The sequence below is a fragment of the Cellulomonas sp. FA1 genome (assembly GCF_000986825.1).
Taxonomy (GTDB): Bacteria; Actinomycetota; Actinomycetes; order Actinomycetales; family Cellulomonadaceae; genus Cellulomonas; species Cellulomonas iranensis.
Genome location: NZ_LBMY01000001.1, coordinates 1,443,184 through 1,466,799, shown reverse-complemented (window position 1 = coordinate 1,466,799; position 23,616 = coordinate 1,443,184). Strand labels below are relative to the sequence as shown.

Genomic DNA, 23,616 nt, shown 5'->3' with positions numbered 1-23,616 from the left:
GACGGGTGCGTGACGTAGGTTGGCGTCCGTGAGCACAGCGGTCTGCCCGGGGTCGTTCGACCCGATCACGCTCGGCCACGCCGACGTCGTGCGCCGCGCGCGGTCGATGTTCGACGAGGTCGTGGTGGCCGTCGCCCACAACGCGTCCAAGCGTGCGCTGCTGACGCCGGACGAGCGGGTCTCGCTCGCGGCCGACGCGCTCGCGGACCTCGACGGCGTGCGGGTCGTCGCGACGAGCGGCCTGCTGGTCGACCTCGTGCGCGACGTCGGTGCGAGCGCCGTCGTCAAGGGGCTGCGCAGCGGGGCCGACCTGGACGCCGAGCACGCGATGGCGCTCATGAACCGGCACCTGTCGGGGGTCGAGACGGTCTTCGTCCTCGGCGACCCGGCGCTGGCCCACGTCGCGTCGTCGCTCGTCAAGGACGTGGCGCGGCACGGGGGGCGGATCGAGGACATGGTGACGCCGGCGGTCGCGGCGGCGGTACGCCGCGCGCTCGCGGCCGGGGGAGAGGACGGACGATGACGGAGCAGGACGACACGCAGGAGCGCGTCGAGGGCGTCGGCGGCGTGCTCGACGCGATCGAGCAGGCGGTGGTGCAGGCGCGCGCGATGCCGATGTCCTCGTCGGTGCTGGTCAACCGCGCGGAGCTGCTCGAGCTGGTCGACGAGGTGCGCGCGGCCCTGCCGGCCCAGCTGCACCGCGCGGACGAGGTGCTCGCGGACGCGGACGCGGCGCGTGCGCAGGCCCAGGCGGACGCGGACGCGGTGCTCGCCCGGGCGCGGGCGCGCGCGGCCGAGCTGGTCGACCAGGAGAGCGTCGTGGCGCAGGCCCGCGAGCGGGCCGCGCAGATCGTCGCGGAGGCGCAGGAGACCGCCGAGGGGCTGCGCCGCGACGCCGACGACTACTGCGACCGGCGGCTCGCCGACTTCGAGATCGACCTGGGCAAGGTGCTGTCGCAGGTGCAGGCCGGGCGCGCGAAGCTCGCCGGGCGGCTCGCACCCGGTGACGGGGCCGCCTCGGTCTGACCCGACGCGCACCGGCCGTTTGGGCGGGGCTCGCGGGTGCCGTACAGTTGTCCGCTGGTCCTGCCTGTCGTGGGCGCGGGCCGAGTCAGTCATGTCGCCACAACAGCCGTGCCGCGCACCCGCGGGGCACGGCCGGGAACGAGGGGAACGGACCGTGCGCCCATCCCACCTCGATCCCCGCTCGCCGTTCGTGCTCGAGACCCACGAGCTCGGCCGACGTCCGGGATCGATGCGGACGGTGCAGCGCACGGTCGCGGCCCCCGACGAGCTCGGCAGCGGCATGATCGGCATCCCCTCCGGGAGCGACCTCGAGCTGGACCTGCGGCTCGAGGCGGTCATGGAGGGGGTCCTGGTCACCGGTTCGATCCGCGGCGAGGCCGTCGGGGAGTGCGTGCGGTGCCTGGAGAAGGTCGTCGAGCCTGTCGATGCACCGATCCAGGAGCTGTACGTCTACCCTGAGCGGGCGCAGGCCGCGGTCGCGAGCGGGGACGACGAGGACGAGGACGTGCGTGAGCTGGAGGGCGACCTGGTCGACCTCGAGCCCGCGCTCCGGGACTCGGTCGTCCCGACGCTGCCGTTCCGGCCCCTGTGCCGGCCGGACTGCCCGGGTCTGTGCTCGCAGTGCGGTGCACGGCTCGCGGACGACCCGGACCATGCGCACGACCTGATCGACCCCCGGTGGGCGGCCCTCGGCGGCCTGGCGGGTTCTGACGACGAGAAGAGAGAGAGCTGACCGTGGCGGTTCCGAAGCGCAAGATGTCGCGCAGCAACACCCGTGCGCGTCGGTCGCAGTGGAAGACCACTGCCACGACGCTCACCACCTGCCCCCAGTGCAAGTCGCAGACGCGCCCGCACGTGGCGTGCCCGACGTGCGGTGCGTACAACGGCCGTCGCTACGTCGAGGCCGTGCGCAGCGAGCACGAGGCCGTCTGACCCTCGCGGCCACGATGACCGGCACACCCGTCGACACCGGCGTCGCGTGAGCACGGCAGCGCAGTCGCTCCTCGAGAAGCTCGGGGTCCACCTGGACCCCGAGCTTCTCGTGCTCGCCCTGACGCACCGCTCGTTCGCGCACGAGGCCGGGGGCATCCCGACCAACGAACGTCTCGAGTTCCTGGGCGACACCGTCCTGGGGCTCGTCGTCACCGAGCACCTGTACCGCACGTACCCCGCGCAGTCGGAGGGCGACCTCGCGAAGATGCGTGCGGCCACCGTGTCGCAGCGCGCGCTCGCGCACGTCGCGCGCGACCTCGAGCTCGGCGACTTCGTGCTGCTCGGCAAGGGCGAGCTCGCGACCGGCGGCAAGGACAAGGACTCGATCCTGTCCGACACGCTCGAGGCGCTCTTCGGCGCCGTCTACCTGTCGCACGGCCTCGAGACGGCGCGCGAGCTCGTGGACCGTCTCGTGAGCCCGACCCTCGCGGCCGCCGCGGGGCTGGGCGCCGGGCTCGACTGGAAGACGTCGCTCCAGGAGCTGTCGGCCCACCTCGGCCTCGGCGCGCCGTCGTACGACGTCACCGGCGAGGGCCCCGACCACGCCCGCACGTTCACCGCGCACGCGGTCGTGGGCGGTCAGGTGCGGGGCAGCGGCACCGGCAGCGCCAAGAAGATCGCCGAGCAGGAGGCCGCCGCGGCGGCCTACGCGACGCTGTCCGAGCTGCGCGACGCCCAGGACGCCGGCAGCACGGCCGACGTCCGCTGACGCGTGCCCGAGCTCCCCGAGGTCGAGACCGTCCGTGACGGTCTGGCCCGCCACGTCCTGGGCCGCACGGTCGAGGCCGTTCGCGTGCACCGCGACTACTCGGTGCGCCGCCACGACGGCGGTCCGTCCGACTTCGCCGCCCGGCTGACGGGGCGCCGGTTCGAGGCCGCGGTGCGGCGCGGCAAGTTCCTGTGGCTGCTGCTCGACGAGGGCGCCGGGCGCGGCGACGACGCGCTGCTGGCGCACCTCGGCATGAGCGGGCAGCTGCTGGTGCGCGGGCCGGCGGCGCACGCCGGCGAGGGCGCCGTCGCGGACCCGGTCGCGGCACCGGGGCCGCACGGCTGGGTCGACCACCCGCACCTGCGCGTGCGGTTCGAGCTCGACGACGGCTCGGCGCTCGACTTCGTCGACCAGCGGACGTTCGGCCACCTCGCCGTGCCGGACCTCGTCGCGACGCCGGACGGCGCCCCCGGCGGGCTCGGGTCCGACCGCGCGGTCGTGCCGCTGCCCGTCGCGCACATCGCGCGCGACCTGCTGGACCCCGCGCTCGACCGCCCCGCGCTCGTCGACGCCGTGCGGGCGCGCCGCACCGAGCTCAAGCGCGCGCTGCTCGACCAGACGCTCGTGTCGGGCGTCGGCAACATCTACGCCGACGAGGCGCTGTGGCGCGCGCGGCTGCACGGTGCCCGCCCCACCGCCACGGCCCGCCGTGCGGACGTCGGACGCCTGCTCGACGCCGCCGCCGAGGTCATGCGCGAGGCGCTCGCGCAGGGCGGCACGAGCTTCGACGCGCTCTACGTCAACGTCAACGGGGCCTCGGGGTACTTCGACCGCTCCCTGGCCGTCTACGGCCAGGAGGGCCGCCCGTGCCGGCGCTGCGGCACGCCCGTGCGCCGCGACGCGTTCGCCAACCGGTCGTCGTTCACGTGCCCGGTGTGCCAGCCGCGGCCGCGCGCACGTCGCACCTGAGCGGCACGTCCCTCAGCGGGTGACGACGTTGCGCAGCGGCTCGCGTGCCACGAACCGCGCGACGTTGTCCGCCACGAGGTCCTGCCACCCGACGGGTCGGCCCCCGGCGGCGTGCGGGCTGACGAGCACGCGCGGCTCGTCCCACAGCGGCGACCCGGGCGGCAGCGGCTCGGTCTCGAACACGTCGAGCGCCGCACCCGCCACGGCGCCCGCCCACACGGCGGCGAGCAGCGCCGCCTCGTCGAGCGTCGTGCCGCGCCCCGCGTTGACGACCCACGCGCGCGACGGCAGCAGGTCCAGCACGCGCGGTCCGATCGCGTGGCGGGTCGCGTCGAGCGCGGGCAGCAGCCCGATCAGGACGTCGGTGCGCGGCAGCACGTCGGGCAGCGCGGCGGGCGTGACGACGGGGAAGCCGTGCCGCTCGCCGGGCGTGGTCGCGACGCCCGTCACGTGCGCCCCGAGCCCCGCCAGCAGGGGAGCGAGGCGCGCGGCGATCGACCCGAACCCCCAGACCGTGACGTGCGCGCCGACGAGCGTGCGGACCTCCCCGGCGGGGTGCAGCGGCTGCAGGCCGCCGAGCTCGCCCGCCCAGCGGTGCTCGGCCTGCGCGCGCAGCAGCTCCGGCACGCGGCGCACGCACGCGAGGGTCAGCGCGAGCACGTGCTCGGCGACCGTCGCGTCGTGCAGCCCGCGGCCGTTCGTGACGACGACGTCCCGCCCGAAGCCCGCGGCCAGGACGGCGTCCGGGCCGGCCGCGAGCGTCTGCACCCAGCGCACGCGCCGGGCCGCCGCGGCCAGCTCGGCGAGGCGGTCGGCCGGGTTGCCCCACACGACCACCGCGTCCGCGTCGGCCGCCGCGGGCGGCGGGGGCGCGTCGACGTCGTAGGGCACGACGCGCACGCCGTCGGGGACGGGCGGCACGCCGTCGACGGTCCGGGGGACGAGGATCGTGGTCACGGTCGATACGATGCCATCGTGTCAGCCACGAGCCAGTCGACGCCTGCGCCCGGTCCGGGCGCCCGCACGGCGCCCATCTCCGTCATGATCGTCGACGACCACGAGGTCGTCCGCCGCGGCATCGCCGAGGTCGTCGAGCGGACCGACGGCATGACCGTCGTCGCCGAGGCGGGGTCGGTCGCCGACGGCGTCCGCCGCGCCACGCTCGTGCGCCCGCAGGTCATGCTCGTCGACCTGCAGCTGCCCGACGGCACCGGGATCGACCTCATGCGCGCCGTCAAGGAGACGCTGCCGACCGCGCGCGCGATCGTGCTCACGTCGTTCGACGACGACGACGCGCTGGCCGCCGCGCTCGACGCGGGCGCGTCCGCGTACCTGCTCAAGAGCGTGCGCGGTGCCGAGATCACCGACGTGATCCGCGCGGTCGCCGCGGGTCGCACGCTGCTCGACGACCGCACGGTCGCGCGCCGGCGCGCCGGCCACGAGGACCCGACCGAGAGCCTGACGCCCAGCGAGCTGCGCGTGCTCGACCTCATCGGCGAGGGCCTGTCGAACCGCGAGATCGCCGAGCGGCTCGGCGTCGCCGAGAAGACCGTGAAGAACCACATCACGTCGCTGCTGGCCAAGATGGGTCTGCAGCGGCGCACGCAGGTCGCGGCGTGGGTCGCGTCCCGCAAGAACTCCGGCTGGCGGGCCGAGCCCGGCCACTGAGCCGCCGGTCCACCCCGCCGACGCCGCGCCCTGCCGGACTCCCGGCACGGCGACGTCACGCGTCTGCGACACGACACCGCTGCGACGTCACGACGTGCCGGGCGACGCCGCCCGGCACGTCGTCGCGCCACGCGGGCGTCGTCGGCGCCCGCGACCCGTCAGGCGAGCGGGGCCTGCCAGGTCAGCAGGGTGCCCTTGCCGCTGGGGGCGACGCCGAGGCTGAACGCGCCGCCGTGCTGCCGCGCGCGCGACGCGAGGTTGCCGGTGCCGGAGCTGCGCTCGCGGTCGGCCGGCAGCCCGACGCCGTCGTCCTCGACGTCGACCGTCACCGAGCCCGTGTGCCCCGACCCGCGCACGCTCACGCACACGCCGACGGAGGACGCGTGCGCGTGGCGTGCGGCGTTCGCCAGCCCCTCGCGGACCACGGCGACCACGTCGTCGGTGAGCTCCTGCTCGAGGCGCTCGTCGATGCGGTCCTCGCCCTCGCCGTCGCCGGGCGTGAGCACCTCGCCGTCGAGGGACAGCACGAGCGACGGCGCGAAGCCCAGGCCCGTGCGCGCGAGCGACGTCTCGCGGCGCAGCCGCTCGACGAGGCCGGTCGCCGCGTCGGGGTCGCGCAGCGCGTACACGATCTGGCGGATCTCGCGCACCGAGCTGTCGACGTTGTCGAGGGCCTCCTCGACGATGCTCGTGAGCTCGTGCGCGTCGACCCCGCGCGCCGAGCGGCGCCGCACCGTCTCGAGCTGCATGCCCGTCGCGAAGAGCTGCTGGATCGCCAGGTCGTGCAGGTCGCGCGCGATGCGCTCGCGCTCGTCGAGCAGCGCCGCGAGGTCCTGCGCGTGCCGCGCCTCGGCGAGCACGTACGCCAGCGCGGCCTGCGCGGCGAACGACTCGGCGGTCGCGAGGTCGCCCTCGTCGAACGGGGTCCGGCCGATGCGGCGCAGCAGCAGCAGCACGCCGACGCCGCGCCCCGAGGAGTGCAGCGGCGCGAACATCGCGGGCCCGAACGCGCGCATCTCCTCGAGCTTGACGGTCCGGGACGCGCTCAGCGAGGGCGTCAGCAGGCCGTGGCCCTCCTCGAGGACGGTCCACGCGCGCCCGCCGCGCGGCATCACGAGCCCCGTGAGCACGTCGGCCTGGTAGCCGTCCGCGAGCTCGAGGTAGAGCTCGCCGCCCAGCCCCGGCAGCGCGAGCGCCGCGGTGTCGGCCCCCGCGACCTCGCGGGCCGTGCGCGCGACGTGCTCGAGCGCGGACTCCTCGTCGACGCCCTCGAGGAGCATCGTCGTGATGTCCTGCCCGGCCTGCAGCCAGTGCTCGCGGCGCTCGGCCTCGGCGTAGAGCTGCGCGTTGGAGATCGCGACGCCCGCGGCGGCCGCGAGCGCGACGACCATCGACTCGTCGGTGTCGGTGAACGAGCCGCCGTCGACCTTCTCCGAGAGGTAGAGCTGGCCGTACACGTGCTCGCCGACCTTCACCGACGCGCCGAGGAACGAGCCCATCGGCGGGTGGTTGGCGGGCCAGCCCTGGAACGCGCGGTGCTGCGTGAGGTCGTCGAGACGCAGCGCACCGTCCACGGGGATCTGCCCGAGCACGCCCTCGGCGTGCGGCGGGCGGCGCAGCATGCGCGCGACGGCCGTCGGGATGCCGGTGTACACGAAGGTGGTGGACGCGCCCTGGTCGTCGAGCACGTTGATCGCGCCGTACCGGGCACCCGTGAGCTCGGCGCTGACCTGCACGAACCGGTCGAGGACCGTCGTGAGGTCGAGCTGCCCGGCGACCGCGAGGATCGCGCTCAGCAGGTCCGTCAGCGCGTCGCCCGTCAGGGGCGTCTGCGTGGGGCGGGAGTCGACGAGCACGCCGCGCTGGAACGGCGCCCCCGCGACGGGCGGTGACGCCGTGACCTCGCGCATTTCGCCCCGGTGCTCGTTCACGTCTGGTCCCGCTGCTCGGCTCGCACCGCCTCACCGTAGCCCGGGACGTGCGCCGCGAGGTGCGCGTGCGTGCCGCGCGCCGCGACCCGCCCACCCGTGAGCCACAGCACCTCGTCGGCCGCGGCGAGGGGTGCGAGGCGGTGGCTCACGACGACGAGGCCGCGTGCCGTCCCCTCGCGGGTCGCCGGCGCGTGCCAGAGCTCGTCCAGTACGGCGTCGGCCGTACGGGGGTCGAGGTGCTCGCCCGGCTCGTCCACGAGCAGCAGCGGGGCGTCCGAGAGCAGCGTGCGCGCCAGCAGCAGGCGGCGACGCTCACCGCCCGAGACGGTGCGCGCGTCGGAGCCGAGGACGGTGTCGAGGCCGTCGGGGAGACCGGCGAGCCACGCGCCGAGCCCCGTGCGCCGCAGCGCGTCCGTGGCCTCCTCGGGCGTGACGTCGCCGCGCGCGACGCGCAGGTTCTCGAGCACCGACGTGCCGAAGACGTGCGCGTCCTCGCCCGTCACGACGACGCTGCGCACGACGTCCGCGCGGTCGGCGCGGTCGAGCGGCACGCCGTCGAGGGTCACCGTGCCGGCGACGGGGGGCAGCAGGCCCGCGAGCGTGAGGAGCAGCGTCGTCTTGCCCTCGCCGCTCGGGCCCGCGACGGCGAGCCGGGCGCCGGGCTCGAGCACGAGGTCGACGCCCGCGACGGCCGGGCCGCGCCCGGGCCAGCCGCACGCGAGGCCGCGCGCGACGAGCACCGGTCCGCGCTCCGACGGGTCCGGGGCAGCGTCGTCGTCGACGGACGTGCGCGTGGTGCCGCGGGCGCCGGTCGCGGCGACGGGGGCGTCAGGTGCCGCGCCGCGCGCCCGTGCGAGGGTGGCGGCGTCGTCGAGCAGCGCCAGCACGCGCGCCGCGGCCGCGCGCGAGCGCTGCACCTGCACCGCCGCGGCGGGCAGCAGCGAGGTCGCCTCGAACGCCGCGAGCGGGGTCAGCACGACCACGGCGAGCTCGACGGGCGCGAGCAGCCCGGCCCGCACCGCGGGCACGCCGGTGACGAGCGCCGCGAGCACGGCCACGCCGACCGCGAGCTGGCCCACGGCCGCGGCGAGCGCCGCGGGACGGGCGCCCGCGTCGGTCGCGCGCGCGAGCTCGGCGTCCGCGGCACGCAGGGCCGCCAGCTCGTGCGGCAGCCGGCCCGACACCGCGAGCGGGCCCGCGTCGTCGAGCACGCCCAGCGACACCGCGCTCATGCGCGCGCGTGCGGCCACGCCGCGCTCCTCGGCCGTGCGGGCGCCGCGCGCCGCCAGCCACGGCGCGAGCACGCCGGCCGCGAGCAGGCACAGCGCGAGCGCGAGCCCCGCCGGCGGCCAGAACAGCGCCATCGCGACCGACGTCCCGACGCCCAGCGTCACCGCGACGCCGGCGGGCAGCAGGCCGCGCACCACGACGTCACCGACCGCGTCGACGTCGGCGCCGACGCGCGCGAGCAGGTCGCCGCGCCGCACCGCGAGCAGTGCGCGCGGCGAGCCGGCCGCGAGCCGGTCGTACAGCGTGGTGCGCAGCGTCGCCATGCCGCGCAGCGCCACGTCGTGCGAGACGAGCCGCTCGAGGTAGCGCATGAGACCGCGCCCGATGCCGAACGCGCGGACCCCGACGGTCGCGACCGAGAGCTGGAGCACGGGCGGCATCTGCGAGGCCCGCGCGATCAGCCACGCGCTCGCGGCGGCCAGCGCGACCGCCGAGCCGAGCGCGAGCGTGCCCAGCAGCACCGCGAGGGCGACGCGGCGCGAGTCGACCTCGAGCAGCGCGACCGCGCGCCGCAGCGTCCCGCGCGGCGGCCGTGCGGCGGTGGCTGCGGTCGCGGGGACCGTGGTCGGTGCCGCGGGGGGCGCGGTCATCGGGTCCCTCCGGTCGGGTCGGTGGGAACGGGCCCGGTGGCGCGCGCGGGAGCGACGCCCGCGGCGGTCCCGCCGCGGGCGGTCGGGACGTCCCGGGGCGACGGTGCGCCGCCGCGCGGGTCCGACCCCGTCGGGTCGGGGGCCGACGTGACGTGCACGACGTCGTCGGCGCGCGCCGCGAGCGACGCGCGGTGCGCGACGAGCAGCACCGCGCTGCCCGCGTCCCGCAGCGCGGCGAGCGTCGCGAGCACGACCCGCTCGCCGGCGGCGTCGAGGTGCGCCGTCGGCTCGTCGAGCACGACGACGGGGCTGGGGTGCAGCAGCGCGCGCGTCAGCGCGAGGCGCTGCCGCTGGCCGACCGACAGCCCCGTCCCGCCCGTGCCGAGCGCGGTGGACCAGCCCTCGGGCAGCGTCGCGACCACGGCGTCGAGGCCGGTGAGCGCGGCGGCGCGGTCCCGGTCGGCCGGGTCGGGGGAGCCGAGGACCTCGTGCACCGTGCCGGGCTCGAGCACGGGGCGCTGCGGCAGCCACGTGACCTGGCGCCAGTAGCCGTGCACGTCGACGTCGGCCAGGTCCGTCGCGGTGCCGTCGGCGGCGACCAGCTCGACGCGCCCCGCGTCGGGCGTCAGCAGGCCCAGCAGCACCTCGACCGTCGTGGACTTGCCGGCGCCCGACGCACCGACCAGCGCGACGACGCGCCCGGGCGCGAGGCCGACGTCCAGGGGCGCCGGGGCCCAGCCCGACCGCGCCCGCACCGCGACGCCGCGTGCGCGGACCGCACCGCCCGCGAGGTCCGGCGCGGGGCGGGTGCCCGTGGGCGGGACGGGGACCTCGAGGACCGCGAACGCGCGGTCCGCGGCGGCCACGCCGTCGGTCGACGCGTGGAACTGCGCACCGACCTGGCGCAGCGGGTTGAACACCTCGGGGGCGAGCACGAGCACCGCGAGGCCCGTCACCAGGTCCATCTGCCCGTAGACCAGGCGCATGCCGATCGCGACGGCGACGAGCGCGACGCACAGCGTCGTCAGCAGCTCCAGGACCATGCCGGACAGGAACGCGACGCGCAGCGTGCCCATGGTCGCGCGCCGGTGCGCGTCGCCCAGGTCCCGCACGCGCGCCACCGGCCCGCGCTCGCGGCCGAACGCGCGCAGCGTCGTCAGGCCCGCGAGCAGGTCGAGCACCTGCGCGCCCAGCCGCTGCATGGTCGCCAGGCCGCGCTCGGAGCGGCCCTGCGTCATGACGCCCACGAGCCACATGAACACCGGCACGAGCGGGATCGTGCCGGCGATGATCGCGGCCGAGATCCAGTCGAGCCCCAGCACCACGAGCAGCGTCGCGGGCGTCAGCGTCGCGGCCAGCACGAGCTGCGGCAGGTACCGGACGAAGTACGGCTCGAGCGCGTCGAGTCCGCGCGTCGCGAGGGTCACGAGGCTCGCGCCGTCGGCCGGCGCGGCGCGACGGGGACCCACCGTGGCCGCGTGCGCGACGACGCGCTCGCGCAGCTCGGCGACGGCGCGCGTCGCGGCGCGGTGCGCGTACCGCTCCTGCACCCCGGCCACGAGCGCGCGCACCGCGACGACCCCCGCGAGGCCGCCGACGAGCGGCAGCACGCGGGGGAGCGTCGCGCCGTCGGCGACGGCCGAGCCGAGCGCGTGCGCGAGCAGCAGGGCCTGCGCGACGACGAGCGCGCCGGTGACGACGCCGAGCGCGACCGTCAGCGCGAGGTACCCGCGCGCGGCGCGTGCGTACCGCAGCAGCCGGGGGTCGAGAGGCTTCACGCGGTCCAGGAGATCACGAGCGGGCGCACGGGCGGCGTCACGCGCGGGTCTTCGGCAGGACCTTGTCGAACGTGAGCCCGATCGAGTCCGGGATGTGCTCGACGGTCAGGCGCTTGCGGAACACCCAGTACGTCCAGCCCTGGTAGAGCAGCACGAGCGGGGTGAGGATCACCGCGACCCACGTCATGACCGTGAGCGTGTAGTCCGTGGACGACGCGTTGTCGACGGTGAGCGAGTTCGCCGCGTCGAACGCGGGCATGACGTCGGGGAACATCGAGCCGAAGATCAGCACGACGGCCGCGACGATCGCGACGGCCGAGGCCGTGAACGCGATGCCCTCGCGGCGCACGCGGGTGGCACCCACGACCAGCACGAGCGCGACGGCGGCGACCGCGACGGCCGCCCACGTCCAGGGCTTGCCGCTGAACTCCAACTGCGCCCACACGGCCCACACGCCCGCGAGGACGAGCGTCACGACCGAGCTGCGCGCCGCGAACGCGCCGGCCCGCTCGCGCACGTCCCCGTCGGTCTTCATCGCCAGGAAGATCGCGCCGTGCGTCAGGAAGATCGTCAGCGTCACGAGGCCGCCGAGCAGCGCGAACGGCGACAGCAGCGCGAAGAACCCGCCGACGTACTGGTGGTTCGCGTCGAGCTCGACGCCCCGCACGAGGTTCGCGAACGCCACGCCCCACAGCAGGGCCGGCACGAACGAGCCGAAGATCAGCGCGCGGTCGGCCCAGGCCCGCCACACGGGCGAGTCGATCTTGCCGCGCCACTCGAACGCGACGACCCGCACGATCAGGGCGACGAGGATGATGAACAGCGGGATGTAGAAGCCCGAGAACAGCGTCGCGTACCACTCGGGGAACGCCGCGAAGGTCGCGCCGCCCGCCGTGAGGAGCCACACCTCGTTGCCGTCCCACACGGGTCCGACGGTGTTGATCATGAGGCGGCGCTCCTTCTCGCGCCGCGCCTTGTCGCCCTTCGGCAAGATCGCCAGCAGCATGCCGACGCCGAAGTCGAAGCCCTCGAGGACGAGGTAGCCGGTCCACAGGACGGCGATGAGGAGGAACCAGACGGTCGACAGGTCCATGGTGGCCGCTCTCCTCAGTACGCGAAGGACAGGGGACGGTCGGTGCCGTCCGCGTCGGGGGCGTTGTCGGGGTTGTCAGGGCTGGGGTCGTGCTCGGTGTCGGCGACGCCCTCGACGGCGTAGCGCTTCATGAGCCGGAACCACACGACGGCGAGCACGCCGTACAGCAGCGTGAAGCCGATCATCGAGAACCAGACCATGCCGGGGGAGACGACCTCGCTGACGCCGCGGGCGGTCAGCAGCCACACGCCGTCGACGCCCGAGCTGTTCGGGTTCGGTGCGACGACCCACGGCTGGCGGCCCATCTCGGTGAAGATCCAGCCGAACGCCGACGCGAGGAACGGCGTGGCGATCGCCGCGATGCCGAGCCGCCCGAACCACGGCTTGCCGGTGACCGAGCCCTTGCGGCGCAGCAGCCACAGGGCGGCGAGCGACAGCGCGGCCGAGCCGACGCCGAAGCCGATCATGAGCCGGAACGACCAGTACGTGACGGCGAGGTTGGGGTAGAAGCGCGTGTCGGCGGGGTCGAACGTCGCCTCGACGCCGTTGTCCTGCTCCCACTGCGTGACCCACTGCGTGTAGTGCTCCTGCAGCTCGTCGACGCCGCGGATGCGGGCGCTGAAGTCGCCGGTCGCGAGGAACGACGTGAACCCGGGCAGCTCGATGAGGTGCTTGACGCCGTCGCAGTCGTTGGTGAGGTCGCCGATCGCGAGGATCGAGAACGCCGCGCCGTCCTGCGTCTCGCACAGGCCCTCCGCGGCGGCCATCTTGGCCGGCTGCTGGTCGAACATGAGCTTGGCCTGCCAGTCGCCCGTCAGCGCGACGCCGGCGCCCGAGACGAGCATCGTCACGAGGCCCAGGATGACGGCGGGGCGGTAGACGTCGCGCGCCTTGGCGATGTCGCCGCGGCGCACCAGCCGGACCATCCACCAGGCGGCGATGCCCGCGACGAACGTGCCGGCCGTGAGGAACGCGGCCGCGATCGTGTGCGGGAAGGCCGCGAGCACGGTCGGGTTGGTGAGGACCGCCACGATGTCGGTCATCTCGGCGCGGCCGGTCTCGAAGTTGTAGGTCGTGCCCACGGGGTGCTGCATCCACGAGTTCGCCGCGAGGATGAAGAACGCGGACAGGTTCGTCGCGATCGCGACGGCCCAGATGCACGCGAGGTGGATCTTCTTGGGCAGGCGGTCCCAGCCGAAGATCCACAGGCCCAGGAACGTCGACTCGACGAAGAACGCGGCGAGCGCCTCCATCGCGAGCGGCGCGCCGAACACGTCGCCGACGAACCGCGAGTACTCGGACCAGTTCATGCCGAACTGGAACTCCTGGACGATGCCCGTGGCGACGCCGATCGCGAAGTTGATCAGCAGGAGCTTGCCGAAGAACTTGGTCAGCCGCAGCCACCGCTCGTTGCCCGTGCGGACCCACGCGGTCTGCATGATCGCGACGAGCGGGGAGAGCCCGATCGTCAGCGGGACGAAGATGAAGTGGTAGACGGTCGTGATGCCGAACTGCCACCGTGCCAGGTCGAGGACGTCCACGCGGTTCTCCGTGCTGGTGCGAGGCGGGCGGGCTGACGGGGGTCGGACGGGTCGCGGTGGGGGCCGCGACGGTGCGCACGCCGGGTGCGAGTCCTGCCCCTCGAACCGTAGGCCGGGAGGCCTCGGGCCGACAGGACCAACGTCCCGGGTGCTGACGTCTCGTCGTGAACCTCGTCCCGTGTCGGCCGGGCTGTCGCGGCCGTCTGTGCGATACTGACCACAGGTCCTGACGCCCACACCGTCGGGTCCGACGAGCTCGCCGTCACGTGATCGTGCAGGCCAGCCGCCGCCCCGCCCTCGGCGGGCTTCCCCGGAAGCCCCGAGACGGCCCGGCAGGCGATGGCGCCGAACGCCGCGGCGGGCCCGACCGACGACTTCCGTCGCCGCACCGGGCAGCCGGACGTGAGCGACGACCGACCGCCCGGGGGCGTACGACGTGTGGACGGGGCCCCGGGGTACCCAGGAGCACCCCGCTTGTCTCCCGCGAACACCCCCGAGAACACCACCGACGCCACCGAGGCCACGCAGAAGGCGCCCGCGAAGCGCCGCCGGCGGGTCGTGCGGGACGTCGTGACACCCCCCGAGGCGTCCGCCGCGCCGCCCGTCGCCGACGACGCGCCGGCCACCGCCGCTGAGGCGGCGGCGACGCCTACCGAGGCCCCCGTCGTCGAGCCGCCCGTCGCCGAGGAGCCGCCGGTCGCGGTCGAGGCGCCCGAGAAGCCCGCCGCGCGCGCCCGGCGCTCGCGCCGCGTGACCCGCACCGTCGTCCTGGACGACGCCGCGCCCGCGCCCGTCGCGCCGCCGGCCGAGCCCGAGCCGGCCGCGGTCGAGCCCGCGGCCGACGAGACCGACGAGGACGTGCCGGCGGACGAGGTCGTCGACCCCGCACCCGCCGACGAGGCCGAGGCGCCCGCGGACGAGCCCGAGGCCTCGGGTGTCGCCGAGTCCGTGGCCGAGGACGCCGAGGAGCGCGCGCCGCGCCGTCGCCGCCCCAGCCGTCGTGGCGGCCGGTCCGCGCGCACCGCGAAGGACGCCGACGAGGCCACCGCCGACGCGCCGCAGGAGGACGCCCCGGCCGCCGTCGAGCCCGTCGCCCCCGCGGACCGGGGCGCGCTCGACGTGCTCGCCGAGCTCGGTGCGGTCCGTCCTGCCGGACGCGCCGCGCAGCCCGCGTCCGACGGCACGGCCGAGCGCAGCGCCGGACGCGCAGCCGAGCGTGGCACCGACCGCACCGCGGAGGAGGCGCCCGCGCGCGCCCGCCTCGCGACCACCGCCCTCCTCTTCCAGGCGCCCGACCCCGCCGTCCGCCCCCGGCGTCGGCGCGCGCAGGCGTCCACCGGCTCGCCCGAGGAGATCTCGGAGGCCGCGCGCAGCGACGAGGAGACCGCCGTCGAGACGGTCGAGGAGGTCGTCGTCGACGACGCGCCGGTCGCCGAGGAGGCCGCGCCGCGCGCGCGCCGTCGTCGCGGCCGGGGTCGCAAGGCGTCCGCGGACGACGCGACCGCGGACGACGCGACCGAGGACACGCAGGACGAGACCGAGGACGCGGCCGACGGCGCCGCCGAGGCGGCCGAGACCGCCGACACCGCCGACGACGAGTCCGGCGACGAGGACGGCGGCCCGCGCCGTCGTCGGCGGCGGGGCGGCCGCGGCCGTCGCGGCCGTGCCGAGCAGGCGGGCGACGACAGCGCCGAGGACGCCCCCGACACGGGCGACGAGGACGAGGACGCCGAGCAGGAGGCCGAGCAGGACGCCGGCGACGACGAGTCGACGGGCGGCTCGAGCCGCCGCCGTCGCCGTCGCCGCCGTGGCGCCCGCGCCGAGGGCGGCGACGAGCCGCGCCGCCGCTCGGGCGGCGACGAGGTCACCGCGCTGCGCGGGTCGACGCGCCTGGAGGCCAAGCGCCAGCGCCGCCGCGAGGGACGCGACGCGGGCCGCCGGCGCCAGATCATCACCGAGGCGGAGTTCCTCGCGCGCCGCGAGTCGGTCGAGCGGTCGATGGTCGTGCGCGAGCGCGACGGCCGCACGCAGATCGCGGTGCTCGAGGACGGCGTGCTCGTCGAGCACTACGTGTCGCACCAGGCGCAGGCCTCGATGGTGGGCAACGTCTACCTGGGCCGCGTCCAGAACGTGCTGCCGTCCATGGAGGCCGCGTTCGTCGACGTCGGCAAGGGCCGCAACGCCGTGCTGTACGCCGGTGAGGTCAACTGGGACGCGGCCGGCCTCGAGGGACAGCCGCGCCGCATCGAGCAGGCCCTCAAGTCGGGCGACTCGGTGCTCGTCCAGGTCACCAAGGACCCCATCGGGCACAAGGGTGCGCGCCTGACCAGCCAGGTCACGCTGGCCGGCCGGTACCTCGTGTACGTGCCGGGCGGCGGCATGACCGGCATCAGCCGCAAGCTCCCCGACACCGAGCGCTCGCGTCTCAAGAAGATCCTGCGCGACGTGGTGCCGGACTCGGCGGGCGTCATCGTGCGCACCGCCGCGGAGGGTGCGAGCGAGGACGAGCTGCGCGCCGACGTCGTGCGCCTGCAGGGCCAGTGGGAGGCGATCGAGCGCAAGACGAAGACCGCCAACGCTCCCGCGCTGCTGCAGGGCGAGCCCGACATGGCGATCCGCGTGGTCCGCGACATCTTCAACGACGACTTCTCCTCGCTCGTGGTCCAGGGCGACGACGCGTGGACGACCATCTCGACCTACGTCGGCGAGCTCGCGCCCGACCTCGCCGCCCGCGTCGAGAAGTGGACCGGTACGCAGGACCTGTTCAGCGTGCACCGCATCGACGAGCAGCTGGCCAAGGGCATGGACCGCAAGGTCTGGCTCCCGTCGGGCGGCTCGCTCGTGATCGACCGCACCGAGGCCATGACCGTCGTCGACGTCAACACCGGCAAGTTCACGGGCGCCGGCGGCACGCTCGAGGAGACGGTGACGCGCAACAACCTCGAGGCGGCCGAGGAGATCGTGCGCCAGCTCCGGCTGCGCGACATCGGCGGCATCATCGTCATCGACTTCATCGACATGGTGCTCGAGTCCAACCGCGACCTCGTGCTGCGCCGCCTCGTCGAGTGCCTGGGGCGCGACCGCACCAAGCACCAGGTCGCCGAGGTGACCTCGCTCGGCCTCGTGCAGATGACGCGCAAGCGGGTCGGCCAGGGCCTGGTCGAGGCGTTCAGCGAGACGTGCGAGCACTGCCACGGTCGCGGGTTCATCGTGCACACCGACCCCGTGTCGAAGAGCTCGCGCCAGGACGCGGGCGCGCAGCCCGCACCCGAGCAGGGCGAGTCGAAGCGCTCGCGCCGCAAGCGGGCCACCGCCGAGCAGGGGAGCGCCGCCGCCCCGGTGGCGGCCGCGGCCGTCCCGGTGCTGCCCGAGGCGCGCGAGGCCGTGAAGGCGACCCTCGCGACGATCGCGGCGGCCGCCGCGCACGCGCACGACCACGACCACGAGCGGACCGAGGATGCGGACGCCCCGGAGCAGGACGGCACGGACGCGGCGGCGCAGGCCGACGCCGCGCCCGAGGCCGCCCCGGTGCCGGCGGCGCCCGTGCTGGACGTCCTCGCGGAGCTCGGTGCGGCGCGCGCGGCGGCTGCGCCGGTCGTCGAGACCGACGCGCCGCTCGAGCTCCACGCGGTCGACCCCGACCTGTTCGCGTCGTTCGAGGACGACGAGCCCGCGCAGGCCGGGGCCGCGCCGGCGGACGGCGAGGGCGACTGACGCCCGGGAGCCACCCGGACCCGTCCGTGCGCGTTTGACCCGGCGCGGACGGGTCCGTACCCTAGAACGTCGGTGCGTCGCGTGCGCGCCGTGGCAGTGCCGGTACCGCACCGGGCTCGCGAGAGCCGGGGCCGCCGGCAGGCACCACGGTCGGGCGCCGCGGACGACCTCGCCGACGCGAACCCCTCGCCCCCGTGGCGGGGTGGTGCGCGGGCCTCGGCGGGTCACGGGCACCGAGTGCAGTACCGATGAGCAGTGACGTGCAGGTCCGACGAGCAGAGATGAGCAGCAACGTGGTGTACGCGATCGTGAAGGCTGGCGGCCGCCAGGAGAAGGTCGCCGTCGGCGACGTCGTCGTCGTCGACCGCCTCGCCGCCGAGGCGGGTTCGTCGGTCCAGCTGCCGGCGCTCCTGCTCGTCGACGGCGAGAAGGTCACCACGGACGCCGCGGCGCTCGCGAAGGTGACGGTCACGGCGGAGGTCGTGCGGGACGAGAAGGGTCCCAAGATCGACATCCTCAAGTACAAGAACAAGACCGGCTACCGCAAGCGCCAGGGTCACCGCCAGAAGCTGACCCGCCTCAAGGTCACCGGCATCAAGTGAGCTCGCGCCGCCTCGGCGGCTGCACCCCGTACTCCGGAACACTGAGAGCAGGTCTGTCATGGCACACAAGAAGGGCGCGAGCTCCTCGCGCAACGGTCGCGACTCCAACGCCCAGCGCCTCGGCGTGAAGCGCTTCGGCGGTCAGGTCGTCAAGGCCGGCGAGATCATCGTCCGCCAGCGCGGCACGCACTTCCACCCCGGTGACAACGTCGGCCGGGGCGGCGACGACACGCTGTTCGCGCTGACCGCCGGTGCGGTCGCGTTCGGCACGCGCCGCGGCCGCAAGGTCGTCGACATCGTGGCGGCCGACGCCTGAGGCACTGCCTCACCATCGACGTCGGAGGGGCGCACCGGTGCGGTGCGCCCCTTCGTCGTTGCACGACCGAGGCGGGCGCCCGCCCGCACCCTGAAGGACGAGGAGGACACCCGTGGCGACGTTCGTCGACCGAGTCGTGGTGCACGCGACCGGCGGTGACGGCGGGCACGGGTGCGCGTCGATCCACCGCGAGAAGTTCAAGCCCCTGGCGGGCCCCGACGGCGGCAACGGCGGCAACGGCGGGTCGGTGATCCTCGAGGTCGACCCGCAGGTGACCACGCTGCTGCCGTACCACCACCTGCCGCACCGGCGCGCCGCGTCCGGCACGCAGGGCATGGGCGACCACCGCAGCGGGTCGACCGCCGAGGACCTCGTGCTCGGGGTCCCCGACGGCACCGTCGTGAAGTCGCCCGACGGCACCGTGCTGGCCGACCTCGTCGGCGCGGGTGCGCGCTACGTCGTCGCCGCGGGCGGTCGCGGCGGGCTCGGCAACGCGGCGCTCGCCTCGCCGCGCCGCAAGGCGCCCGGGTTCGCGCTGCTCGGCGAGCCCGGCGAGTCCGCCGACGTCGTGCTCGAGCTCAAGACGATCGCGGACGTCGCGCTCGTCGGCTACCCCTCCGCGGGCAAGTCGAGCCTCGTCGCGGCCGTGTCCGCCGCGCGCCCCAAGATCGCCGACTACCCGTTCACGACCCTCGTGCCGAACCTCGGCGTCGTGCAGGCCGGGGACGCGCGGTACACCGTCGCGGACGTGCCGGGTCTGATCCCCGGGGCGTCGCAGGGCAAGGGCCTCGGGCTGGAGTTCCTGCGGCACATCGAGCGCTGCGCCGTCATCGTGCACGTGCTGGACTGCGCGACGCTCGAGCCGGGACGTGACCCGCTCACCGACCTCGACGTGATCGAGGCCGAGCTCGCCGCGTACGCCGAGGACCTCGAGGTCGCCGCGGGCGGCGTACCGCTCACGCAGCGCCCGCGCGTCGTCGTGCTGAACAAGATCGACGTGCCCGAGGCCCGCGAGCTCGCCGACCTCGTGCGCCCCGAGCTGGAGGCGCGCGGCCTGCCGGTGTTCGAGGTGTCGACCGCGAGCCACGAGGGCCTGCGCCCGCTGACGTTCGCGCTCGCCGAGCGCGTCGTGCAGGCGCGTCGCGACGCGCCGCCGCCCGAGGCCACGCGCGTCGTGCTACGCCCGCGCGCGGTCGACGAGACCGGGTTCACGGTCACGCGGCGCGAGGGCAACGGCCAGGTGTGGTTCGTGGTGCGCGGCGAGAAGCCCGAGCGGTGGGTGCGCCAGACGGACTTCTCCAACGACGAGGCGGTCGGCTACCTCGCCGACCGGCTCGCACGCGCGGGCGTCGAGGAGCGTCTCTACGCGGCGGGCGCGGTCGCGGGCGACGAGGTGCGCATCGGTCCCGACGAGAACGCCGTGGTCTTCGACTGGGAGCCGACGCTGCTGACGGGCTCCGAGCTGCTGGGTGGTCCCCGTGGCACGGACGCGCGTCTCGACGACCAGTCGCGCCCCACGCGCGGCCAGAAGCGGCGCGAGTACACCGAGCGGATGGACGCCAAGGCCGCTGCGCGCGCCGAGCTGTGGACCGAGCGCGAGAAGGGCGTCTGGACCGACCCCGACGCGTGACGCGGGCGGGCCGCGCGCACGCCGTGCGGCCCGCACCCGTCCGGCGCCGGTCCGCGGCCCCGTCCGCGGGGCGGGCGTCGCACGGGCGACGGCGCTCGGCGCGGCATCATGGCCTGCGTGAGTGCCGTCGCCCTCCAGGGCCGAGACCAGCTGCCGCACGCCGGGCGCATCGTCGTCAAGGTCGGGTCGTCGTCCCTGACGACCCCGGACGGTCACCTCGACCCGCAGCGGCTCGCCGCCGTCGTCGACGTGCTCGCGGCACGGCGTGCGGCGGGCACGCAGGTCGTGCTCGTGTCGTCGGGCGCGATCGCGGCGGGCATCGGCCCGCTGGGGCTGCCCGCGCGCCCGCGGGACCTCGCGACGCAGCAGGCCGCCGCGTCGGTGGGGCAGGGCCTGCTCGTCGCCGACTACGAGCGCGCGTTCGCCGCGCACGGCCTCACGGTCGCGCAGGTGCTGCTGACCGCCGAGGACACGTGGCGGCGCGGGCGGTACCGCAACGCGCACCGTGCGCTGACGCGCCTGCTCGACCTCGGCGTCCTGCCGATCATCAACGAGAACGACGCCGTCGCGACCGACGAGATCCGGTTCGGCGACAACGACCGGCTCGCGGCGCTCGTGTCGCACCTCGTGCACGCCGACGCGCTCGCGCTGCTGACCGACGTCGACGCGCTCTACACGGGCCCGCCGTCGCGGCCCGGGTCGCGACGCATCGCCGAGGTGCGCGCGCCGGGCGAGCTCGACGGCGTGGACGTGACGGCCCGCGGCAGCGCGGTCGGCACGGGCGGCATGGTCACCAAGATCGAGTCGGTCGCGATCGCGACGCAGTCGGGGATCCCGGTCGTCCTGACGTCGGCCGCGCAGGCGGCGGCCGCGTTCGCGGGGGAGGACGTCGGCACGTGGTTCGCCGCGACGGGCCGGCGCCGGTCGATCCGGCTGCTGTGGCTCGCGCACGCGGCGCGCACGCGCGGGCGGCTCGTGCTCGACGACGGTGCGGTGCGTGCCGTCGTCGAGCGTCGCACGTCGCTGCTGCCCGCGGGCGTGACGGCCGTCGAGGGTGCGTTCGAGGCGGGCGACCCCGTCGAGCTCGTGGACGCCGCGGGCGGCGTCGTGGCGCGCGGCCTGGTGGCCTACGGCTCCGACGAGGTGCCGCAGCTGCTGGGGCACAGCACGGGCGACCTGCGCGACACGCTCGGGCCCGGCTACGACCGTGAGCTCGTGCACCGCGACGACCTCGTGCTGGTGCGTCGGCGGCGGTGAGGGGCCGCCGGGCGGGCACCCGTGGCGAACGGAGCGGGACCGTCACGCGTCCCGGGCCGCGCCGGTCCGCGAGGCGGGCGCCCGGCACGGGCGCGCGCGTGCGCGACTAGCCTGGGCGCATGACCACGTCCCTGGAGCAGTCGACGCCCGCGCTCGCGCAGGACGACCCCGAGGTCGCCGTCCTCGAGGTCGCGCGCCGTGCCCGCGAGGCGTCGCGCGCGCTCGCGACCGCGACACGCGCGACGAAGGACGCCGCGCTGCGTGCGCTCGCGGACGCGCTGGTCGCGGCGACCGACCGCGTGCTGGCCGCGAACGCCGAGGACGTCGCCCGCGGACGCGCCGGGGGGATGTCCGAGGGCCTGCTCGACCGCCTCGCGCTGACCCCGGAGCGTGTCGTCGCGATCGCCGACGCGCTGCGCGAGCTCGCGGCGCTGCCCGACCCGGTGGGCGAGGTCGTGCGCGGCTCGACGCTGCCGAACGGCCTGCGGCTGCGCCAGGTGCGCGTGCCCATGGGCGTCGTCGGCATGATCTACGAGGCGCGGCCCAACGTGACCGTGGACGCGGCGGGCCTCGCGCTCAAGAGCGGGAACGCGGTCGTGCTGCGCGGCGGGTCGGCCGCCGCGAGCAGCAACGCGACGATCGTCGAGGTCCTCGCCGAGGCGCTCGCCGCGCAGGGCCTGCCGCGCGACCTCGTCCAGTCGGTCGACGCCTGGGGGCGTCCCGGCGGCGTCGCCCTCATGCACGCGCGCGGCCTGGTCGACGTGCTCGTGCCGCGCGGCGGTGCCGACCTCATCGCGACGGTCGTGCGCGAGGCGACCGTGCCGGTCATCGAGACCGGCGTCGGCAACTGCCACCTCTACGTCGACGCGAGCGCCGACCTCGCTGACGCGCTGCCGATCCTGCTCAACGCCAAGACGCAGCGCGTCGGGGTGTGCAACGCGGTCGAGACGCTGCTCGTGCACCGCGACGTCGCCGACGCGTTCCTGCCGTCCGCGCTGGCCGCGCTCGGCCAGGCCGGGGTCACGGTGCACGGCGACGCCGCGACGCTCGCGCACGCGCCGCACGGCGTGGCGACCGTGCCGGCGACCGAGGCCGACTGGGGCACCGAGTACCTGTCGCTCGACCTCGCGGTGCGGGTCGTCGACGACCTCGACGCCGCGATCGACCACGTCCGGCGCTGGTCCACGGGGCACACCGAGGCGATCCTCACGCGGGACCTGCGGGCGTCCGAGCGGTTCGTCGCAGAGGTCGACGCGGCCGCCGTGATCGTCAACGCCTCGACGCGCTTCACCGACGGCGGCCAGTTCGGGCTGGGCGCCGAGATCGGCATCTCGACGCAGAAGCTGCACGCCCGCGGCCCGATGGGGCTGGCGGAGCTCACGACGACCAAGTGGGTCGTGCACGGCGACGGGCACGTGCGCCCCTGACACCCGTCGCGTGCCCGGTCCGCACGGGCGGGCATGCGACACTGGGTGGCTGCGGCGCCGGGCGGCCTCCGTCCGACGTGCCGCCCCCGCACCACCCCGTCCCCGCACCACCGACGACCCCCAGGAGGATGCCGTGCAGGCCACCCTGATCGCCGCCGCCGAGGAGACCGCGGCCCACGCGAGCGAGCTGCCGTTCCCGCCCGTCGTGTTCGGCGTCGGCGCCTTCGTGGGGCTCCTCGCGATGCTCCTCGTCACGTACGCCTTCCGGTCCGTCGGGACCCGCCACTGACCGTGCCGGTCTCCGCGGGGGTCCCTGCCCGCCCACGCCTCGGGGTGATGGGCGGCACGTTCGACCCCGTGCACCACGGCCACCTGGTCGCGGCCAGCGAGGCCGCCGCCCGGTTCGACCTCGACGAGGTCGTGTTCGTGCCGACGGGCAAGCCGACGTTCAAGCAGCACGTCGACGTCTCGCCGGCCGAGCACCGCTACCTCATGACGGTGATCGCCACGGCGTCGAACCCGCGCTTCACGGTCAGCCGGGTGGACGTCGACCGCACGGGCCTGACGTACACGGTCGACACGCTCCGGGACCTCAAGACCGCGCGCCCGGACGCCGACCTCTTCTTCATCACCGGTGCCGACGCGATCGCGCAGATCCTCACGTGGAAGGATGCTGCCGAGCTCTTCGACATGGCGCGGTTCGTGGCGGTCACCCGCCCCGGGCACACGCTGTCGGTGGACGGCCTGCCCTCCGGGCGGGTCGACGTCCTGGAGGTCCCGGCCCTGGCGATCTCCTCGACCGACGTCCGCGCACGAGCGCGTGCGGGGGAGCCGGTGTGGTACCTCGTCCCCGACGGGGTCGTCCAGTACATCGCCAAGCACAGGTTGTATCGAGGTCCTGATGAGTGAACCCGGAGAGCGTCGCCGCCGTCGTGAGATGGAGCGCGCGGTCGAGGACGGAGGACAGGGCGCCGGCGCCCCCGTGTCCCCGGCCTCCGGGGGCGGTGCCCCGGCGCCCGGCTCGCGACGCGCCCTGCGCAGCCGTCTGGTGACCCCGCCCGCGGGCACGGACGGCGCCGCAC

At 75.6% G+C, this 23,616-nt stretch carries 21 protein-coding genes; 15 read left to right on the top strand and 6 right to left on the bottom strand.

Annotation, left to right across the window (positions count from 1 at the left end):
- The first annotated feature begins 28 nt into the window (after positions 1-28).
- The 6 genes from coaD to mutM all read left to right on the top strand — a co-directional run bounded on the left by coaD (position 29) and on the right by mutM (position 3,697).
- Entirely contained in the window at positions 29-523 is a 495-nt protein-coding gene (gene coaD, locus GY42_RS06545; protein WP_046528721.1) for a pantetheine-phosphate adenylyltransferase, read from the top strand.
- Complete coding sequence (locus GY42_RS06540) at positions 520-1,026, top strand: hypothetical protein (RefSeq protein WP_046528720.1); 507 nt, start codon at positions 520-522, stop codon at positions 1,024-1,026. Before coaD ends, GY42_RS06540 begins: the two co-directional genes overlap by 4 nt.
- A gap of 154 nt (positions 1,027-1,180) precedes the next feature.
- Positions 1,181-1,759 (top strand): YceD family protein, encoded by a 579-nt coding sequence (locus tag GY42_RS06535; protein ID WP_046528719.1) that lies wholly within the window; start codon positions 1,181-1,183, stop codon positions 1,757-1,759.
- A gap of 2 nt (positions 1,760-1,761) precedes the next feature.
- Positions 1,762-1,959: a 50S ribosomal protein L32 gene (gene rpmF, locus GY42_RS06530; protein ID WP_046528718.1), complete on the top strand. Its 198-nt coding sequence runs from the start codon at positions 1,762-1,764 to the stop codon at positions 1,957-1,959.
- Positions 1,960-2,005: 46 nt separating this feature from the next.
- Positions 2,006-2,728 carry a ribonuclease III gene (rnc, locus tag GY42_RS06525; protein WP_046528717.1) on the top strand — a complete coding sequence of 241 codons (723 nt, stop codon included), beginning with the start codon at positions 2,006-2,008 and terminating at the stop codon, positions 2,726-2,728.
- 3 nt (positions 2,729-2,731) lie between these two features.
- Positions 2,732-3,697 carry a bifunctional DNA-formamidopyrimidine glycosylase/DNA-(apurinic or apyrimidinic site) lyase gene (gene mutM / locus GY42_RS06520; RefSeq protein ID WP_046528716.1) on the top strand — a complete coding sequence of 322 codons (966 nt, stop codon included), beginning with the start codon at positions 2,732-2,734 and terminating at the stop codon, positions 3,695-3,697.
- A gap of 12 nt (positions 3,698-3,709) precedes the next feature.
- Here the strand turns inward: mutM and GY42_RS06515 are convergent, their stop codons facing one another.
- Entirely contained in the window at positions 3,710-4,654 is a 945-nt protein-coding gene (locus GY42_RS06515) for an NAD(P)-dependent oxidoreductase (RefSeq protein ID WP_052748243.1), read from the bottom strand.
- 84 nt (positions 4,655-4,738) lie between these two features.
- Between GY42_RS06515 and GY42_RS06510 the strand changes: the two genes are divergently transcribed.
- Entirely contained in the window at positions 4,739-5,365 is a 627-nt protein-coding gene (locus GY42_RS06510; protein ID WP_046530638.1) for a response regulator, read from the top strand.
- Between the two features lie 158 nt (positions 5,366-5,523).
- Here GY42_RS06510 and GY42_RS06505 read toward each other — a convergent pair whose 3' ends face one another.
- The 5 genes from GY42_RS06505 to GY42_RS06485 are packed head-to-tail and all read right to left on the bottom strand — an operon-like array spanning position 5,524 to position 13,588.
- Positions 5,524-7,275, bottom strand: coding sequence for a sensor histidine kinase (locus tag GY42_RS06505; RefSeq protein WP_052748242.1), 1,752 nt, complete (start codon positions 7,273-7,275; stop codon positions 5,524-5,526).
- Positions 7,276-7,292: 17 nt separating this feature from the next.
- Positions 7,293-9,176 carry a thiol reductant ABC exporter subunit CydC gene (gene cydC / locus GY42_RS06500; protein ID WP_046528715.1) on the bottom strand — a complete coding sequence of 628 codons (1,884 nt, stop codon included), beginning with the start codon at positions 9,174-9,176 and terminating at the stop codon, positions 7,293-7,295.
- Positions 9,173-10,954: a thiol reductant ABC exporter subunit CydD gene (gene cydD, locus GY42_RS06495; protein WP_082131385.1), complete on the bottom strand. Its 1,782-nt coding sequence runs from the start codon at positions 10,952-10,954 to the stop codon at positions 9,173-9,175. Before cydD ends, cydC begins: the two co-directional genes overlap by 4 nt.
- A 37-nt stretch (positions 10,955-10,991) precedes the next feature.
- Positions 10,992-12,047 (bottom strand): cytochrome d ubiquinol oxidase subunit II, encoded by a 1,056-nt coding sequence (gene cydB / locus GY42_RS06490; RefSeq protein WP_046528714.1) that lies wholly within the window; start codon positions 12,045-12,047, stop codon positions 10,992-10,994.
- Between the two features lie 14 nt (positions 12,048-12,061).
- The gene (locus GY42_RS06485; protein WP_046528713.1) at positions 12,062-13,588 is read right to left on the bottom strand and encodes a cytochrome ubiquinol oxidase subunit I; all 1,527 of its coding nucleotides are present in this window, start codon (positions 13,586-13,588) and stop codon (positions 12,062-12,064) included.
- Between the two features lie 474 nt (positions 13,589-14,062).
- Between GY42_RS06485 and GY42_RS06480 the strand changes: the two genes are divergently transcribed.
- The 8 genes from GY42_RS06480 to nadD all read left to right on the top strand — a co-directional run bounded on the left by GY42_RS06480 (position 14,063) and on the right by nadD (position 23,443).
- Positions 14,063-17,302 carry an Rne/Rng family ribonuclease gene (locus GY42_RS06480; protein ID WP_046528712.1) on the top strand — a complete coding sequence of 1,080 codons (3,240 nt, stop codon included), beginning with the start codon at positions 14,063-14,065 and terminating at the stop codon, positions 17,300-17,302.
- A gap of 293 nt (positions 17,303-17,595) precedes the next feature.
- Positions 17,596-17,904: a 50S ribosomal protein L21 gene (gene rplU, locus GY42_RS06475; protein WP_201775302.1), complete on the top strand. Its 309-nt coding sequence runs from the start codon at positions 17,596-17,598 to the stop codon at positions 17,902-17,904.
- Between the two features lie 58 nt (positions 17,905-17,962).
- On the top strand, positions 17,963-18,220 hold the full coding sequence (gene rpmA / locus GY42_RS06470) for a 50S ribosomal protein L27 (RefSeq protein ID WP_046528710.1): 258 nt from the start codon (positions 17,963-17,965) through the stop codon (positions 18,218-18,220).
- Positions 18,221-18,332: 112 nt separating this feature from the next.
- Complete coding sequence (gene obgE / locus GY42_RS06465) at positions 18,333-19,850, top strand: GTPase ObgE (RefSeq protein ID WP_046528709.1); 1,518 nt, start codon at positions 18,333-18,335, stop codon at positions 19,848-19,850.
- 108 nt (positions 19,851-19,958) lie between these two features.
- The gene (gene proB, locus GY42_RS06460; protein ID WP_046528708.1) at positions 19,959-21,107 is read left to right on the top strand and encodes a glutamate 5-kinase; all 1,149 of its coding nucleotides are present in this window, start codon (positions 19,959-19,961) and stop codon (positions 21,105-21,107) included.
- 119 nt (positions 21,108-21,226) lie between these two features.
- Positions 21,227-22,534 carry a glutamate-5-semialdehyde dehydrogenase gene (locus GY42_RS06455; RefSeq protein ID WP_046528707.1) on the top strand — a complete coding sequence of 436 codons (1,308 nt, stop codon included), beginning with the start codon at positions 21,227-21,229 and terminating at the stop codon, positions 22,532-22,534.
- Between the two features lie 133 nt (positions 22,535-22,667).
- Positions 22,668-22,823, top strand: coding sequence for a hypothetical protein (locus GY42_RS19595; protein ID WP_163276453.1), 156 nt, complete (start codon positions 22,668-22,670; stop codon positions 22,821-22,823).
- 2 nt (positions 22,824-22,825) lie between these two features.
- Complete coding sequence (gene nadD, locus GY42_RS06450; protein ID WP_082131383.1) at positions 22,826-23,443, top strand: nicotinate-nucleotide adenylyltransferase; 618 nt, start codon at positions 22,826-22,828, stop codon at positions 23,441-23,443.
- Positions 23,444-23,616: the final 173 nt, after the last annotated feature.